General features: G+C 65.4%; 15 protein-coding genes. 10 read left to right on the top strand and 5 right to left on the bottom strand.

The genetic code is table 11. From position 1 onward, the window contains the following. Positions 1–62: 62 nt before the first annotated feature. Positions 63–569, top strand: a complete 507-nt coding sequence (locus XH96_RS13995; protein ID WP_194393010.1) for a ferritin-like domain-containing protein — start codon at positions 63–65, stop codon at positions 567–569. A 99-nt stretch (positions 570–668) separates the two neighbouring features. On the opposite strand, the gene XH96_RS14000 is transcribed toward XH96_RS13995, so the two are convergent. After that, positions 669–1,103, bottom strand: a complete 435-nt coding sequence (locus tag XH96_RS14000; protein WP_194393012.1) for a hypothetical protein — start codon at positions 1,101–1,103, stop codon at positions 669–671. A 47-nt stretch (positions 1,104–1,150) separates the two neighbouring features. Here XH96_RS14000 and XH96_RS14005 point away from each other — a divergent pair, with 47 nt between their 5' ends. Both XH96_RS14005 and XH96_RS14010 read left to right on the top strand, forming a co-directional pair. Beyond that, a complete protein-coding gene (locus tag XH96_RS14005; protein ID WP_371740085.1) occupies positions 1,151–1,750 on the top strand; it encodes a hypothetical protein in 600 nt (199 codons plus the stop codon). A 62-nt stretch (positions 1,751–1,812) separates the two neighbouring features. Next, a complete protein-coding gene (locus tag XH96_RS14010) occupies positions 1,813–2,412 on the top strand; it encodes a YdcF family protein (protein ID WP_194393013.1) in 600 nt (199 codons plus the stop codon). 1 nt (position 2,413) lies between these two features. On the opposite strand, the gene XH96_RS14015 is transcribed toward XH96_RS14010, so the two are convergent. Then, entirely contained in the window at positions 2,414–3,757 is a 1,344-nt protein-coding gene (locus XH96_RS14015; protein ID WP_194393014.1) for a PLP-dependent aminotransferase family protein, read from the bottom strand. 184 nt (positions 3,758–3,941) lie between these two features. Here XH96_RS14015 and XH96_RS14020 point away from each other — a divergent pair, with 184 nt between their 5' ends. Continuing rightward, positions 3,942–4,178: a DUF1127 domain-containing protein gene (locus XH96_RS14020; RefSeq protein WP_194393016.1), complete on the top strand. Its 237-nt coding sequence runs from the start codon at positions 3,942–3,944 to the stop codon at positions 4,176–4,178. A gap of 925 nt (positions 4,179–5,103) precedes the next feature. Next, positions 5,104–5,466 carry a hypothetical protein gene (locus XH96_RS14025; protein ID WP_194393017.1) on the top strand — a complete coding sequence of 121 codons (363 nt, stop codon included), beginning with the start codon at positions 5,104–5,106 and terminating at the stop codon, positions 5,464–5,466. A 61-nt stretch (positions 5,467–5,527) separates the two neighbouring features. On the opposite strand, the gene XH96_RS14030 is transcribed toward XH96_RS14025, so the two are convergent. From XH96_RS14030 to XH96_RS14040, 3 genes are read right to left on the bottom strand one after another with little or no spacing between them, the layout of a single operon-like run. Then, positions 5,528–5,989 carry a hypothetical protein gene (locus XH96_RS14030; RefSeq protein ID WP_194393019.1) on the bottom strand — a complete coding sequence of 154 codons (462 nt, stop codon included), beginning with the start codon at positions 5,987–5,989 and terminating at the stop codon, positions 5,528–5,530. Positions 5,990–6,004: 15 nt separating this feature from the next. Continuing rightward, on the bottom strand, positions 6,005–6,430 hold the full coding sequence (locus XH96_RS14035) for a universal stress protein (RefSeq protein ID WP_194393020.1): 426 nt from the start codon (positions 6,428–6,430) through the stop codon (positions 6,005–6,007). A gap of 50 nt (positions 6,431–6,480) precedes the next feature. Beyond that, positions 6,481–7,017 (bottom strand): histidine phosphatase family protein, encoded by a 537-nt coding sequence (locus tag XH96_RS14040; RefSeq protein WP_194393021.1) that lies wholly within the window; start codon positions 7,015–7,017, stop codon positions 6,481–6,483. Between the two features lie 221 nt (positions 7,018–7,238). On the opposite strand from XH96_RS14040, the gene XH96_RS14045 reads away from it, so the two are divergent. From XH96_RS14045 to XH96_RS14065, 5 genes are all read left to right on the top strand, one after another. Continuing rightward, positions 7,239–8,720 carry an FAD-binding oxidoreductase gene (locus tag XH96_RS14045; protein WP_194393023.1) on the top strand — a complete coding sequence of 494 codons (1,482 nt, stop codon included), beginning with the start codon at positions 7,239–7,241 and terminating at the stop codon, positions 8,718–8,720. 88 nt (positions 8,721–8,808) lie between these two features. Continuing rightward, complete coding sequence (gene msrB, locus XH96_RS14050; RefSeq protein ID WP_035671899.1) at positions 8,809–9,321, top strand: peptide-methionine (R)-S-oxide reductase MsrB; 513 nt, start codon at positions 8,809–8,811, stop codon at positions 9,319–9,321. 269 nt (positions 9,322–9,590) lie between these two features. Beyond that, positions 9,591–11,843 (top strand): flagellar hook-basal body complex protein, encoded by a 2,253-nt coding sequence (locus XH96_RS14055; RefSeq protein WP_194393024.1) that lies wholly within the window; start codon positions 9,591–9,593, stop codon positions 11,841–11,843. Positions 11,844–11,878: 35 nt separating this feature from the next. After that, complete coding sequence (gene flgK / locus XH96_RS14060) at positions 11,879–13,762, top strand: flagellar hook-associated protein FlgK (protein WP_194393025.1); 1,884 nt, start codon at positions 11,879–11,881, stop codon at positions 13,760–13,762. Between the two features lie 21 nt (positions 13,763–13,783). Beyond that, a complete protein-coding gene (locus tag XH96_RS14065; protein WP_194393026.1) occupies positions 13,784–15,667 on the top strand; it encodes a flagellar protein in 1,884 nt (627 codons plus the stop codon). Positions 15,668–15,734 lie beyond the last annotated feature (67 nt).

Genomic DNA, 15,734 nt, shown 5'->3' on the forward strand with positions numbered 1-15,734 from the left:
ATGCGGCTTTTCGTGCAAGCCGGCGCCTCCGTGTTCCCCGAAACCCCGAGAGGATCGGAACGATGGGACTGTTCACAAAAGACATCAAAACCATGAACGACCTGTTCGTGCATCAGCTTCAGGACATCTATTACGCCGAGCAGCAGCTCACCAAGGCGCTGCCGAAGATGGCAAGCAAGGCCACCGATCCGCAGCTGAAACAGGGCTTTTTGACGCACCTCGAGGAAACCAAGCAGCACGTCGCTCGACTTGAGGAAGTGTTCAAGATGCACGGCGTCGCCGCGAAGGCAGTCGACTGCCCGGCCATCGACGGCATCATCGAGGAAGCCGACGAGACCGCCGGCGAAGTCGCCGACAAGGCGGTGCTCGACGCCGCGCTGATCAACGCGGCGCAGGCCGCCGAACACTACGAGATCGTGCGCTACGGCAGCCTGATCGCCTGGGCCAAGCAGCTCGGCCGCAACGACTGCGCCAGCGTCCTCGCCAAGACGCTGGAGGAGGAGAAGGCGACCGACAAGAAGCTGACGACGCTCGCCGAGAGCAAGGTGAATCTGCGCGCGGCGAGCTAGCCGTCACGGTGCAGACGGGAAAGCGCTGCGCGGCCACGCGCGGCGCTTTCTTTTCGACGTGTATGCTATGAGCGCGCTGGCGTGGGTCGGCGGAGCAGGTCAGCCGCGTCGCAACGCGAAATGCGCGCCGCAAAATGCCATCACGGCACCGAGGCAGAGCGCGGCGAGCCCGGCCAGCACGCCCGAGACGGTCGGGATCGGGCTCGGCGCCGAGGCCGCCTGGCCTGCTCCCGCAAGCAAGAGCACGCCGACCGCGATCAGGAATTGCCGCATCCTTTGCGGGATCTGTCCGGAGACGGCGCTCTGCATCAGGCTCGCCGTGAAATAGCCGCCGGAGAAGCCGACCGTGGCGATCAGCCACCACGCGATCGCCGCGCCCGTCGGCATGAACTCCTGCGTGTCGGAGCGCCAGAGCCCGCCGAGGTCGAGGCCATAGCGCGCGCCCAGCATGTGGACCGCGAGTGCGAGCAGCACGCCGGAGATCATAGCGGCGCCGAGAATCAGCCGGCGCGGAAAAAACATCGTCTCAGCCATGCCTCGCTTGTAGGATGGGCGAGGGCGATCGCGCAAGCGGATCGCGAATGGGACCTGTGATCGATATGCCGGGAGCTGAAGCCGATGCGGCCACGAGCTACGCCTACAAGGCCTCGCTGATCGGGTCGGCGCATCGTTTCGAGCTGACGGAGCAGGGGCTGTCCTGGCACATCGCCGGACGCTCCGGCCTGTGGCGCTACGACGAGATCTCGGCGATCCGGCTGTCGTTCCGCCCGGTCTCGATGCAGCAGCACCGTTTCCGTGCCGATGTCAGCCGCACCGGCGGCGGGCGCATCGCGATCCTGTCGACGAGCTGGCAGACCGCGGCGCTGATGGCGCCGCAGGACACCGGCTTCCGCGATTTCATTCTCGCGCTGCATGCGCGGATGGCGCAGGCCGGCAGCCGGGCCGAATTGACCGCCGGCCTTGGCCGCAGGACCTATGCGGCGGCGCTGGCGTTCCTGGCGGTGCTGACCGTGGCGATGGCGGCGCTGTTGATCCGCGCGCTTCTGATCGGCGAGTTCGCCGGCGCTCTGTTCATCCTCGGCTTCGCCGCGCTGTTTGCCTGGCAGGTCGGCGGCTTCGTGTGGCGCAACAAGCCGCGGAGCTACAGCTTCGATCGCGTGCCGAAGGCTCTGCTGCCTTGACCGCAATCGGCCGAAATCAAACGTGACTTCGCGTCGCGGCGCCGGCGTCGCATCTTGCGTTCATGTCAGTCATGGACCGCAGCACCCGTCTGCCGACGGCAGATGAGATCGCCAGAATCAACCGTACGCATCTGGTCGACACGCCGCTGCGGTCAGCCGACCTGCTGTTCATGTTCGGCACCCGCGAAGACGTTGGCTTGCGCGCCGGCACTGCCGCAAGGCTCTGGCGCGAGGGGCTGTTCCGCTGGTCGATTGTCAGCGGCGGTGTAACGCCGGGCTCGGAGCAATCCGAGTGCACGATCATCAAGGCGGCGATGATCGCGGCGGGCATTCCGGTGGACCTTATCCTTGAGGAGCATCGCGCGATGAACACCGGCGAGAACGTGATCTTCTCGCTGCCGGTCATCGATGCGGCGCTCGGACTGCGGAACATCCGCAGCGTGATCTGCCTCGGTAATACCTGGACCGCGCGGCGTTACCCGATGACGCTGCAGCGGCACTGGCCGGAGGTCGAGAAGATGCTGCTCACCGTCGACAGCTTCGCGACGCCGCGTGCGCTCTGGCATACCGATGCCGAATTTCGCCGCCGCATGCTGCACGAATGGGACAAGATCGAGCCTTACAAGGCGAGGGGCTTCATCGCGGATTGGCCGGAGGTCTGAGCTACTCCGTCGAATCGAAATCCTCTTCCTTGGTGCCGAGCAGCGAGGCGATCGTGCGCAGGCCGGAATCGAGCTGCTCGGGCGACGGCGGGGCGAGGGCGAGCCGCACCGCGTTTGGTGCATGACCATGCGCGATCGCGAAGGTCGAGGACGGCGTCAGCGCGATGCCGCGCCTTGCCGCCGCGGCGACGAAGGTCTGCGAACGCCAGTGCGGCGGCAGTGTCAGCCAGAGGTGATAGGAGCGCGGATCGGCGGCGAGCTGGTAGCCGGCGAGCAGCCTTGCGGCGGTCTGCTGGCGGCGCGCCGCGTCGATGCGCTTCAGGCGCGTCAGCTCGGCGACGGTGCCGTCGGCCATCAGCCGCTGCCCGGCCGCCAGCGCGTGGCCGGAGGCGATCCAGCCGCCGGTGCGGACCGCGCTCATCACGCTTTCTCGCAAGTAAGGCGGCGCGACCAGGATGCCGAGCGCGAGGCCGGGCGCGACCTTCTTGGACAGGCTGTCGATCACGATGCAGCGGTCCGGCCCGAGCGCGGCCAGCGGCGCGTCGTCGGCGAGGAAGCCGTAAACGGTGTCCTCGATGATGGGAAGATCGAGCTTTTCGGCGACGCGCATGATGTCTGCGCGCCGCGTCGCGTTCATGGTGACGCCGAGCGGATTCTGGATGATGGGCTGGAGATACAGCGCCGACAGGTGCGCCTCGCGGTGCGCCTTCTGGATCGCATCCGGCCGCGCGCCGTGCTCGTCCATCGGAATCGGGACCAGCGTCACACCCAGCCGCGCGGCGATGCTCTTGACGTATGGATAGGTCAGCGCCTCGACGCCGCAGCGGCCACCGGTGGGAACGAGCGCCGCAAGCGCGGCCGCGAGCGATTGCTTGCCGTTGGCGGTGAAGAAGATCTGGTCCGCCTGCGGCGTAAAATCCTTGCGCGCGAGATAGGCGGCGGCCGCATTGCGCGCGCTCCTGGTGCCGGTGCTGGTCGAAACGCGTAGCGCGGACTCCAGCGCGTCGACGCGCTCCAGCCCCGCAAGGCTCTTGGCGATCATCGCCCATTGCTGCGGCAGCAGCGGGTAATTGACCTCGAAATTGATGCGCGCCTCGGCCGGCTCGCGCGTCGTCTCGACCTGGCGCCTGATGTCGCCGGAGATGAAGGTGCCGCGGCCGACCTCGCCGACCACGAGGCCGCGGCGGAGCAATTCCGTATAAACCCGGCTCGCGGTCGAGACCGCGATGCCACGGTCATAGGCAAAATTGCGCTGCGGCGGCAGCCGGTCGCCGGGCCTTAACGTGCCGTTAGTGATATCGGCCGCAATGGCATCGGCAAGCTTCACGTACTCGAACTTGGACATTATTGCACCGAGAGCAATGTTTTGCTTGCTCCGAGAAGTGTACCGGAGCATTTAAGTTCCATCAAGATCCGCGATTGAGCCGAGGGGAGCGAGAGCAATCCAACGGCAAACGAGGTGCAGGCGCTGACAGCGTCCGCGCCAAAGGCATCGGCTTCGCCGCGGAACGACACGCCGGAGAAGAAAAATGACCACGATTTCGCAAACTGCCGGGCGGAGTTTACGCCCATCCTCGTCGGGCGGGTTTTTAGGTGCGCTCGCTCATGGCGTCACCGCGCTGTTCGACCGCCTCGAGCGCCGCTCCGCCGTCAAGACGCTGAGCGAGCTCGACGACCGCGCCTTGCGCGACATCGGCATCAATCGCAGCCAGATCGAGGACGCGGTGTACGGGCAGTTCAAGGCCGAGCTGTCGCGGTATCTGTGAGACTCTCGTATCCCGGACGCGTTGCAGCGCACCGTCGAAGCGAACGCTGCGCTGCGTCCGGGGCGCGAGAGTAGCGTTTTCGTACACAGCTGTCTCAATCTCGTCGTTGCGAGCGCAGCGAAGCAAACCAGAATCTCTCTGCGGAGGCAGTCTGGATTGCTTCGTCGCAAGGGCTCCTCGCAATGACGGAGCACGGGTGAAGGCGTCGTTCGCTCCTTCGCATCTTCATCGCAGACACGCCTTCGCAGCCCCGCGGCTGATCTCGCCCGAGCTTTGCTTCGATATCTCACCCTCTGAAATGAAAGAGGGCGCAGGGAAGACCGGGAGCCCGCAGGCACCCGAGGTCCACTGTGCGGAATCTGCGTGGTGAGAAGCTGCACAGCGGCATTCAGGTGTAGCCAGGACATCCCGGCCTTCCCTGCGCAGTGGTTTGACGGCTTATGTCGTGCTCTCCCCGGGGAGCGATGCACTATTGCCCCCGTCGCCTTGCGGATGACTGACGCGCGTGCCCGGTCGGGCCGCCACATCACCGCAACACTTGGCGCACAGACCCCGGGCGCCAGGACCACACGATTTTGCCGTACGCTGGAATCACACCGGTCGTGTGCGCGACGGCTATGCTCACAGTTGCCTGCCCTGCAAAACCCTTCGCGCCGATGTGACCCGCGTCCACCGCCGCCCGGCCCGCGTCGTGACGATCGCGATACGCCCCTCTTCCTTGGGCCGGGTTGCGCAACGCATACGCCGTTTCCGAATTTCGGTAAAGCGGAATATTCTCGCTGGCGCGCATTGACCAGCAGCTTGGGTGTTTTGTCCGGCGGGCAACGCGATATCTTGTGGCCGAGGGCCTCGGATTTCGCTTCGTTCCATCCGAGCTGCAAGGCTATATCCAGGATCAACCGGACAAATACTCGAGGTCTAGACGATGGCCTACAGCTTCAATTCCTTGCCGTGGCACGATGCCGAGTTGCTGGAGTTGACGATTGACCGACGTGACTCTGGGGTGCGTGATGAGGTTCGCCTTCAAGTCATTTGGCCCGACGGCGGCCGTGCAACCATATTGTTTCGCGATTGCTATGCCGTGACGGCCGAGATGAACTTCGGCATCATCGGCGAAGAGCGAATTTTCAGCGCTTCCCTGATCGAAGATGATCCGGGCTTAACCTCAATTCGAAGCCAGTGGAGGCCACTTGGCGTATCGCTGGAAATGCTGCGCTGCTATGGGCTGGAGATGTCTTCGACATCCAGCCTCTTACGAATCTACGCCGAGAAGTTTGAAGTCGCGTAGTCTTGTAGCCCGGATTACGCTTCGCTCCATTCGGGCTACAAGCTGGTGCCTTATTGCCGAATCAGGCGACCCTGACCTGGTCCCACACGCCGCCATAGGCCCGACCGTCTATGGGCTGGTCGGGTTTGCGGCGGGGTCTCGTCGGCGCGCCGCGTTGGCGTCGATGCCTCACGTCCAGACGCTGCGCATGCGCGACGACCCTGCCGGCGAGCAGGGCGATGCGCGCCGCTGACTGTTTGACAACGAATAGGATCGTCGTGACGCGGCCCATCACGCCGAGCAGGATCAGCACCGAGAAGATGTCGATGTAGGCGAGGAAGTCGCCGATCAGCATCAGTTCCGGCGGAATCGGGATCCTGTGGTAGTAGGCCAGCACAAGGATCACGACGGGGATGAAGGCAATGACCTTCCTCACCGTCAGTCTGTCCAGCAGTGCGGCCAACTGCACGACGAGCACTTCCCATAGTGCATCGCTGATCGCGAGCGGGACCTCGTAAGTCCATCTCCGCCACCATTGCTTCACAACATTGCTCCGAGCTCAATGCCTCACCACCAGCACCGAGCACTTCGCGTAGCGCACGACGTGCCCGGCGTTGGAGCCGAGGAAATAGGTGCGCATCGCCGGCCGGTGCGAGGTCATCACGATCAGGTCGGCCTTCATATTCGCGGCTTCCTCCAGGATTTCGTGGTAGATGCCGCCCTGGCGCACGATGCTGGAGATGCGGCTCGGCTCGATGCCGGACTCGCGCGCGACGATGGCCAGGGCCTCCTCCGAGGTCTGGCGCTGCTGCTCGTCGAAATCGGCCGGGACGTATTCGGCCAGCATCACCGGCGTCATCGGCAGCACGTTGAGCAGGCGCACCGTGCCGCTCCAGGTCTCGGACAACGTCGCCGCGGTTGCGATCGCCGGCTTGGCGAGATCGGTGTCGGCGAGGTCGATGGGCACGAGGATGGACTTGAACATCTGCGCCTCCAAATCTTTCGGTCAGCACGTCTTGCCGGTACGTCGCGCGATCATCCCGATCGAAGCAGCTTGGGACTGACGAATAGCACCAGCTTGCCGCGGCGGTAGGCCACGTCACCCCAATCCTTGACGTCAAAGTCGAAGATCGCAAGCCCCGCGGTGGGCAGGTTGTCGCTGAGCGCCTTGGCGCCATCAGGGTCGCCGCCGCCTATCAGCATCAGGGCGGCCTCGTGCATGCCGGGGTTGTGGCCGATCAGCAGCAACTGCTTTGGGTCGGCCGGGGCGGTTGCGGTGCGAATGGCTTCCAGGATTTCCGCGGAATCGGCGCCGTAGAGTTCCGGCAGGACCTCGACCTGCGGCACGGGGACGCGGTCCTTCATCGCCTCCCAGGCGATGTCCCAGGTCTGCCGAGCCCGCACGGCATGTGACACCAGCACGGTATCGGGGAAGGGGGGATGGGCGGCGATCCAGTCGCCCATCCGCGCAGCATCCTTGTGGCCGCGCTCGTCGAGCCGGCGGTCCTGGTCACGGCCGCTCGGCGCGTCGGTCTCGGTCTTGGCGTGACGCAGCAGCATCAAACGGCGCATGGCATTCTCGAATCGTTGTGTGTCCAGGATAATCTACGGGCGCAGGTCGAGAACAAGGTGACAAGCGCCGGACAGATCCAAGAGCGCGGTGAGATTGGGACGAATCGCCATCGCGCCTTAGAGTTATCGTTTTGAGCATGATCTCCGCGCAAACGCATTTTGCGTTCGTGGAGAGGGAAAACCGCTGCATACTTCTTCGGATCATGCTCTAAGAAAACGACATGAGCGAGACTTTCACAAGCGTGTCCCAGGAAGAAGCCGGCCTTCGCGACCGCGTGCGGCTGACGTTCGATCTCGACGCCGACATCTGCGTCATCGGCGCGGGGCTTGCCGGCCTTTCCATCGCGCTGGAGGCGGCCCGGCTCGGGGCCAGCGTCGCGGTGCTCGAGGGCCGGCATATCGGTTGGAACGCCTCCGGCAACCAGCTCGGCACCGTGATGCCGGGTTTCGCGCTGCCGCTCACGGACCTGATCGAGCGCATCGGCTTCGAGGACGCGCGCGAGTTGTGGGCCCTGTCGAAGGAAGGTGCCGAGTTCGTCCGGGCCAACGCCACGGAAGAGAACATGCCGGGCATCGGCCTCAGCGACGGCGTGCTGGAGGTCTCCAACGTCGATACCGGCGACCGGCTGATCAGCCGGTTGCAGATGCTGAACGAGGATTTCGATACCGAGGTCGAGGGCTGGCAGGCCAATCACGTCCGCGGGCTGCTCAAGACCGACCGCTACTTCCACGGCGTGTATTATCCCAGGGCGTTTCAGGTCGACGGACGGAAATATGTGCACGGCCTTGCGGCGCTGGCGCGGCGGGCAGGCGCCCGCATCTTCGAGGACACGCCGGTCGTCAGCATCGATCATTCCGGCATCCGCAAGCGCATCGTCACGCCCTCGGCGCGGCTGCGCGCAACCCACATCGTGCTCGCCGGCAACATTCATCTCGGCGCGCCCCTGAAGCGCCTTTCGGAGACGCTGCTGCCGGTCTGGCGCTATGCCGGCGTCACCGCGCCGCTCGGCGAGCGGCTTCATGAGATCATCGCCTTCAAGGGATCGGTGATGGATTCCGACGGCGTCGATCATTTCAGGATCGTCGACGGCGATCGGCTGATGTGGGAGAGCCCGGAGACCACCTGGGCGGCGCGTCCGCAGCGCTTCGCGGGCGCCGTGAGGCGGCGGATCCGCACGATTTTTCCCGAGCTCGGCAATGTCGAGATCGCCGACATGTTCGGCGGCGTCACAGGCCAGACCGTGCACGGCATGCCGCAGATCGGCCAGCTGCGCAAAGGACTCTGGGTGGCGAGCGGGTTCGGCCGCCAGGGCATGAACACCTCCGCCATGGCCGGACAGATGATCGCGCGCAGCATTCTGCGCGGCGATGAGCGCTGGCGGCTGTTCTCGCCGTTCGAACTGGTCTGGGCGGGCGGCGCCACGGGGCGCGTCGCCGGCCAGCTGGTCGGGATCTGGAGCAGGGCGAGTTCCGCCGTGGCAGGCTCGCTCGCCCGCTATCGCGAACGTGCAAGGGTCAAGGACAGGGAACGCGAGGCCCGCCTCGCCAAGGCCAACCGGGCCGCCGGCACCGGCCCGCGCCGTCCCCCGCCCGGCGTTCGCCCGCGGCCGGCCCCGCCGAGACCTGCGGCCCAAGACATAGCGATAGAACAGGTCGAACAGGGCAGGGAACCGGCCTCTCACGACGCCGGCATCTCGCGATAAGGTCCAAGAAAAATCCCGCCCGGAAGTGTAACATCAGCCGTTAGAGCCCGTATCTCAGGGCGTGGACTCCCCGCGCACGGAGAATGAGATGGTTGACCGCCGCATCCTGTTGACGACTGTTGCCGGCCTGTTTGGCCTTTCGGCCTTCCGCTGGCTGAGAGCATCCCCCGCCGAGGCCGGCGAGAAGGCCGCGGAAAAGTTCGAGATTGTGAAGACGGAGGCCGAATGGCGTGCCCAGCTCACGCCGCAGCAATATGAGATCCTGCGCAACCACGGCACCGAGCGGCCCGGCTCCAGCCCGCTGCTGAAGGAGCACCGCAAGGGCATTTTCGCCTGCGCCGGCTGTGACCTGCCGCTGTTTGCGTCCGAGACCAAGTTCGAGAGCGGTACGGGATGGCCGAGCTTCTACCAGCCGATCGAGGGCAATGTCGGCAAGACCGAGGACCGGACCTACGGCATGGTTCGCACCGAGGTGCATTGCCGCCGCTGCGGCGGCCACCTCGGCCACGTCTTCGACGACGGCCCGAAGCCGACCGGCTTGCGCTATTGCATCGACGGTTTCGGGCTGGTCTTCCATCCGGCGGCGGCGTCGGCGACGTAGTGAGTTGAAACGTCATTCCGGAGCGATGCGCGAGCATCGAATCCGTAATCTCGAGGTTCCGGATTCGGTCCTGCGGACCGCTCCGGAACGACAATGTGCCCCGGCAATTGTTGCCGGCCCGGCAATTGTGCCCCGGTCGTCCGACCGGGGTCTTTTTGTTTAAGTTATTGATTTCCTGAAGATCCTCGCATTGGCATAGGCCTTGCGACGTCTCTTCCGACTGCGGCCATGGTCGACCGGCCGCCGGGATCGGATTTGGAGACAAAGTTATGGGTATCTTCGATGCAATGAACACCTCGGTGGGTGGCCTGCAGGCGCAGTCGTTCGCGCTGCAGAACATTTCCGGCAACATCGCGAACTCATCCACCACCGGTTACAAGGGCATCGGCACCAGCTTCGTCGACCTCATTCCCGACTCATCCGTTCCGAGCAAGCAGGTCGCAGGCGGCGTTCAGGCCAACGCGAAGGCCACTATCACCACGCAGGGCACGATCTCATCCTCCACCGTCGCCACCAACATGGCGATCACCGGCGACGGTTTCTTCTCGATCCAGAAGGCCAGCGGTGTCGTCGACAACGTGCCGGTGTTCACGGGGGTCACCTACTACACGAGGCGTGGCGACTTCCAGCTCAATGCCAACGGCAACCTGGTCAACGGCGCCGGTTATTACCTGATGGGCGTCACGGTCGACCCGAAGACCGGCAACCCGACCGGCAGCGTGGCGAACGTCCTGCAATTCCAGAACAACTTCATTCCGGCGCAGGCGACCACCTCGATCCAGTACGCGGCGAACCTGCCGACCCAGCCGAACACGGTGGCGAAAACCACCGCCTCGACCGGCACGTTGCTGGCGGCCGGTGGGCTCAATCCGTCCGATTTCGCCGCCAACCCGCTGCCGGTCGGCACGCCGCCGGCGCCCTATGCCAACGCAACGGTGTCAGGCGCGGCAGCAACCGGCAACATCCGCTCGGCCTATTCGTCGACGGCGGCGACGGGCACGGTTGCGCTCCAGAACAATTCGTCGGCGGTCGCCTCGACAACCACGTCCCTTGACAACGCCGCCGGCACACATCTCGCCTCCAGCATTCTGACCGCGTTGAGCGGCCAGACGCTGACCATCAACGGCAACACCGTCACGTTCAACGGCGGCACCACGGTCTCGACCGTCGGCAGCAATACGACGATTGGTCTCGGTGCAGGCACGACGGCGACCGTGGCCGACATCCTGAATGCGATCCAGACTGCCGGCGGCGCCGGCGTCACCGCTTCGCTCTCGGTCAGCGGCAATATCCAGATCTCGACCGGCACCGGCACTGACGTCGCGATCGGCAGCGGCACGGCCGCCACCGCGCTCGGCATCAGCAGCGTGACGCGCGGCGGCAACGTGCTGTCCTCGCCCGCGATCTCGGGCGCGACCGTGCTGAGCGGCACAGCGACCGCCGGCGGCGCCCAGGTGCTCTCGTCCGGCTTCTCCGCCGGCGACACCATCACGGTCAACGGTCAGACGCTGACATTCATGAACTCGGGCGCCGCGGGACCGAACCAAATCAACATCACCGACAACGTCACGACCCTGCTGGGCAAGATCGACGCGCTCTCCGGCGCCTCGGGGTCGTCGGTCAGCAGCGGCGGCGTGATCACGCTGAACACCGGCACTGTCTCCAACCTGTCGGTGTCGAGCTCCAACAGCGCTGCCTTCTCCGCGCTCGGCTTCACCTCGACCATCACCAAGAATCGCGACGGCGGCGGCACCGCCGGCACCGGCGGCGTGATCGGCAACGACATCGCCACCTTCACCAAGGAATCGATCAGCGGTGGCGCGGTGACCGCCTACAACGCCGCCGGCACGCCGGTGAACCTGCAATTGCGCTGGGCCAAGACCGACAGTGCCTCGCTGGGCGCGGGCCATTCCGATAGCTGGAACCTGTTCTACCAGACCGACCCGAACGCAACCGGCACGACCGTCGGCTGGGTCAACACCGGTCAGACCTTCACCTTTGCCGCCGACGGCTCGCTGACCTCGCCGAGCGGCTCGGGCATCACCATCAACAACGTCACCGTCAGCGGTCAGTCGCTCGGCTCGGTCGCCTTCAACATCTCCTCGGGCGGGCTGACGCAATATGCCAGCACGAGCGGCGCGGTGACCATCAACACCATCACGCAGAACGGCTATGCCGCCGGTCAGCTCCGCTCGGTTGCCGTCAACAACAATGGCGTCGTGGTCGGCACCTTCTCGAACGGCCAGAACCTCAACCTCGCTCAGGTGCAGCTGTCGCATTTCAACGGCACCAACTATCTGAAGGCGCTCGACGGCGGCGCCTACGCTGCGACTGAACAGTCGGGAGACGCCATCGACGGCGCCTCGGGCACCATCAGCGGCTCGTCGCTGGAGGGATCCAACACCGACATCGCCGACGAATTCACCAAGCTGATCGTGACCCAGCAGGCCTATTCGGCCAACACCAAGGTGATCACGACCGCGAATTCGATGGTGCAGGATCTCTTGAACGTATTGCGCTGATCGGCGCGTAACGTAACCAAAGGCGGGTCAGTGACATGGGTTTGAGTTCAGCCCTCGCCAGCGCGATGAGCGGCCTGCGTGCCAACCAGGCCGCGCTCTCGATCGTCTCATCAAACGTCGCGAATTCGCAGACGCCGGGTTACGTCGTCCAGACGCCGAACCAGATCGAGGTCACCACCGGCGATTTCGGCTCGACGGTGATGACCACCGGCGTTAGCCGCGCGCTCGACAGCTACGTGCTGAACCAGCTGCGGACCGAGACCGGCGGCAGCGGTTACGCCGACCAGATGGCCAACATCCTGAAGCAGCTTCAGAATGTCTATGGCACGCCCGGCAACAGCGGCACGCTCGAAGACGCACTGAACAAGTTCACCACGGCGCTTCAGGCGCTCTCGACCAGTTCGGGGGCGTCGTCGGCGCAGACCGTCGCGCTCGGCGCGGCGCAGGCCCTGGCGCAGCAGCTCAACGTCACCACCACGGGCATCCAGTCGCTGCGCTCCAACGTCGAGCAGGATCTCGGCAACTCGGCGCGAGCCGCCAACGCGGCGATGCAGCAGATCGCCGACATCAACACCAGGCTCCAGGGCCTGTCGGTCAACGATCCCTCGGCCGCCACGCTGATGGACCAGCGTGACCAGGCCATCAACACGCTGTCGAAATATGTCGACGTCCGTGTCACCACCGACGGTTCGAACCAGACCAACATCTACACCACGACCGGTATTCAGCTCGTCGGCGCCGGGCTGGCCTCGGAATTCTCCTTTGCCTCCGCTGGCGCGCTGTCGGCGACCTCGCTTTACAACATCGACCCGGCCAAGTCCGGCGTCGGCGCGTTCAACATCAAGCTGCCGAACGGCTCCCAGGTCGATGTCGTCGCCAACAACGTCGTTTCGTCCGGCCAGATCGCGGCCGACCTGAAGCTGCGCGACCAGACACTGGTGCAGGCGCAGGACCAGATCGACCAGCTCGCCGCCACGATGGCGAGCGCGCTGTCCGACAAGACCACGGCCGGAAGCACGGTCACCGGCCCGCCGGCCGGGTTCGATCTCGACCTTGCCGGCGCGGCGCCGGGCAACACCGTCAACATCACCTACACGGACACGGCGACGAACACCCAGCGCCAGATCACGCTGGTCAACGTGACCGATCCGGCCGCGCTGCCGCTTCAGAACGCGACGAACGCCAATCCGATGCGGATCGGCGTCAACTTCTCCGGCGGCATGGGAGCGATCGCCTCCGCGCTCAACACCGCGCTGTCGGGCGCGCATCTGTCGTTCTCCGCCGCCCCGGCGCCGGCGACCGCCACGACGCTGCGGGTGACCGACGACAACACCGGCCTCGCCAAGGTGAGCGCGGCGTCGACCACGAAAACGATCACGTCGCTGACCTCGGGCAATCCGCAGCTGCCGCTGTTCACCGACGGCGGCCAGGCGCTCTACACCGGCGCGATCACGGCGTCCGGCTCGCAGATGACCGGCTTTGCCGGGCGCATTGCCGTGAACACGCAGCTGGTTTCCGATCCGAGCCGGCTGTCGGTCTACAACACCTCGCCGGTGACACCCGCGGGCGACACCACGCGTTCGGACTATCTCTATTCGCAGCTCACCAATGCGGTGTTCTCCTATTCGCCGCAGACCGGCCTCGGCTCGGCGAACCAGCCCTTCACCGGCAGCGTCTCGAACTACCTCCAGCAGTTCCTGAGCGTCCAGGCCAACGCCGCCACCCAGGCGACCCAGCTCCAGCAGGGCCAGAGCGTCGTCGTCTCGACGCTCCAGGCCAAGTTCGACTCGACCTCCAGCGTCAACCTGGACTCGGAGATGTCGAACCTGATCCAGCTTCAGAATGCCTATGCCGCCAACGCCCACGTCATGTCGGTGGTGCAGAGCATGATGAACACGTTGCTCCAGGCTCAAGTGTAACAAGTAACAGGGCTCTGAAAGATGTCGATCAGCAGCATCAACTACTCTTCGTCGATTCTCGGCGCACAGATCCGCAACATCAATCAGCAGCTCACCGACCTGTCGACCCAGCTTTCGACCGGCAAGCTGTCGCAGAACTATGCCGGCATGGGCACCAACGAGGGCTTTGCGATCGCCGGGCGCGCGCAGCTCTCCAATATCGCCGGCTATACCGACACGATCACCAACGTCAACGTCAGCATCAACCTCGCCAATACCGCGCTGCAGTCGCTGACGAAGATCCGCAACACGGTGCAGACGGGCTCGGCCAACACCGCGCAGGACCTCAACGTCAACGGTCAGACGATCGCGCAGAACACTGCCGCGGCGCAATTCGGCTCGATGGTCGGCGTCCTCAACACGCAGACCGGCAGCCGCTATCTGTTCTCCGGGACGGCCGTCAACACGCAGTCGGTTGCGGATGCCGGCGACATCATCAACGGCACCACGACGCAGGCCGGCTTCAAGACCGTCATGGCGGAGCGCCAGGCCGCCGATCTCGGCGCCAGCGGCATGGGACGGCTGGTGCAGACGCAGCCGACGCCGAGCTCCGTGCAGGTATCGGAGGACGTCGCCGGGTCGCCGTTCGGGCTCAAGATCAAGGCGGTGTCCTCGACGCTGACGGGCGCGACCGTTACCGGCCCGAGCGGCTCGCCGGTGTCGTTCTCGGTCGATCTCAACGGCGTCAACCCGAACAACGGCGACAAGCTCAGCATTCAGTTCACCCTGCCGGACGGCACCACCGAGCAGATCGACCTGACCGCCTCGACGGCGACGCCGACGCCGCTCGGCAGCTTCGCGATCGATGCGAGCACCCCCGTCAATCCGAACAACACTGCGACCAACCTCAATACCGCGCTGAACACCGCGATCACCAAGCTCGCCAACACCTCGCTGGTGGCGGCATCCGCGGTCGTCGCCGGCGACAACTTCTTCAACACCGCGAGCTCCGCGATCGGCACGCCGGTCAACAACCAGGCGGCGCCGCCGGCCCCCGTCACCGGCGCGACGGCGCTGTCAGGCACGAGCCCCTCGGACTCGATCTCGCCGGGCTTCGTCGCCGGCGACACCATCACCGTCAACGGCACCACGCTGACCTTCGTCAGCTCGGGAGCGACCGGCGACCAGCTCAACGTCACCGACAGCATCCAGACCCTGCTGAGCAAGATCGACCAGATCACGGGGACGTCGAAGCCCTCGACGGTCCATGGCGGTTCGATCACGATCAACACCGACGACGCGGCGAGCCTCAACATCACGAGCTCGAATACTGGGGCGCTGGGTTCGCTCGGCTTCGGCGCGACGCCCGTGACCGCCACGCAACCGCCGCTGCGCGTCGGCTCCTCGCCCGCGAGTTCGGCGACGACGCTGGTGAACGGCTCGGCCACCACCGTGAAGTGGTACCTGGGCAATGACGGGCCGGGGTCGCCGCGCTCCACGGCGACGGCCCGGGTCGACGATGCCGTCACGGTGCAATATGGCGCGCAGGCGAACGAGGACGCGATCCGCCGGCAGTTGCAGGCGATCGCGGTGTTCGGGACCTTCTCGACTTCGCCGACCGGCCAGTATTCGGGCGGGCAGGTGTCGGCGCTGAGCCTGCGGGTGACGCAGGCGCTGACGCAGCAGCCCGGCCAGCAGCGCATCGAGGACATCCAGACCGACATCGCGATGGCCCAGAACACGATGAAGGACGCGACCACGCGCCAGACCCAGGCCAAGGCGCAGCTCCAGGGCATCATCGACCAGGCGGAATCGGCCTCGCCGGACCAGGTCGCGAGCGAGATCCTGGCGCTCCAGAACGCGCTCCAGGCGTCCTACCAGGTGACCTCGAACCTCGCGCAGCTGTCGCTCGTCAAGTTCCTGTAAGGGGACGTTAAGGCGCCGTTAACCATGCCTGTTTACCTCTTGGTGAGGATTGGAGCGGGGCGGGGCG

Origin of the sequence: Bradyrhizobium sp. CCBAU 51765 (assembly GCF_015291725.1) — a bacterium.
In the GTDB taxonomy this organism is placed as follows: Bacteria; Pseudomonadota; Alphaproteobacteria; order Rhizobiales; family Xanthobacteraceae; genus Bradyrhizobium; species Bradyrhizobium liaoningense.